Genomic DNA, 1,178 nt, shown 5'->3' with positions numbered 1-1,178 from the left:
GGTAAAGCGGGCAGGTTTGTTGGTGACGATGCCCCAGGGCAGCTGTTGGGCGTCGNGCCAGGCGAGCACCTCGGCCAGGCCGGCAAACAGCACGGTATCCACGGCCAGGTGCCGTTCGTAGGCATTGAGCAGTTCGTCCAGCAAGGGCGCGAAACTGGCATCGTCCGGCCCGACACCAAAACCCAGCTCGGTGAGTGCGCGAGCGCCATTGGAGACGTTGGCGCGCACGGCAGAGTAAGTCACTTCCGGGCGGCCGTGTTTTTTCAACAAGGTGTTCAGCACCGTATAAAAATCCGGAGCGGTATCGATCAGGGTGCCGTCGAGATCGAAGTAAACGGCTTCAAGGCGTTCCATCATTGGCTTGACGCCTGATGCTTGACGCCAGACGGCGAGGTGGATTCGTCAGGCGTCTGGCGTTCGGCGTTTGGCGTTTTTACCGCGTGCATCAGATAGTTCACGGATACATCCCGGTTCAGCTTGTACACCTGCGTTAGCGGGTTGTAGACCATGCCGGCAGTGTCTTTGACTTCCAGCCCGGCATCGCGGGCCCAGCCGGCCAGCTCGGATGGCTTGATCAGTTTGGCGTATTCGTGGGTGCCACGGGGCAGCAGGCGCAGCACATATTCCGCCCCGACAATGGCAAACATGAACGCCTTGGGGTTGCGGTTGATGGTGCTGAAGAACACCTGCCCGCCAGGTTTGACCAGGGCCGCGCAAGCGCGGATGACCGAGGATGGGTCTGGCACGTGTTCCAGCATTTCCAGACAGGTCACCACGTCATATTGACCGGCGCGCTGTTCGGCGATCTGTTCTGCCGGGGTTTGCAGGTATTCCACCGCCACGCCGGCCTGTTCCGCATGAATGCGTGCCACAGCCAGTGGCGCTTCGCCCATGTCGATGCCGGTCACGTCAGCACCACGGCGGGCCATGCCTTCGGAAAGCAGGCCGCCGCCGCAACCGATGTCGATGACTTTCTTGCCCGGCAGGCTGACGCGCTCGTCGATATAGTTCAGGCGCAGGGGGTTGATGTCATGCAGCGGGCGGAACTGGGAATTCGGGTCCCACCACTGCTCGGCCAGGGCATTGAACTTGGCGATTTCACCCGCGTCTACGTTCTGTTTGGAGGAGTGAGTCTGGGCTTGTTGTTCAGTCACGGTCGGCTCCGGCAATTTTTTCCT

Annotated in this window: 2 protein-coding genes; both read right to left on the bottom strand. The window is 60.9% G+C overall.

The window, feature by feature from the left end:
* A partial coding sequence (locus A3730_RS17790; protein WP_231883987.1) for an HAD hydrolase-like protein occupies window positions 1-357 on the bottom strand: 357 nt, incomplete at its 3' end.
* A complete protein-coding gene (gene ubiG / locus A3730_RS17785; RefSeq protein ID WP_063518636.1) occupies window positions 354-1,154 on the bottom strand; it encodes a bifunctional 2-polyprenyl-6-hydroxyphenol methylase/3-demethylubiquinol 3-O-methyltransferase UbiG in 801 nt (266 codons plus the stop codon). The genes ubiG and A3730_RS17790, both read right to left, overlap by 4 nt.
* Window positions 1,155-1,178 lie beyond the last annotated feature (24 nt).

The sequence above is a fragment of the Alcanivorax sp. HI0044 genome, from assembly GCF_001634945.1.
The sequence above is the reverse complement of the archived record's forward strand: the minus strand, read 5'-3'. Positions and strand labels throughout refer to the sequence as shown.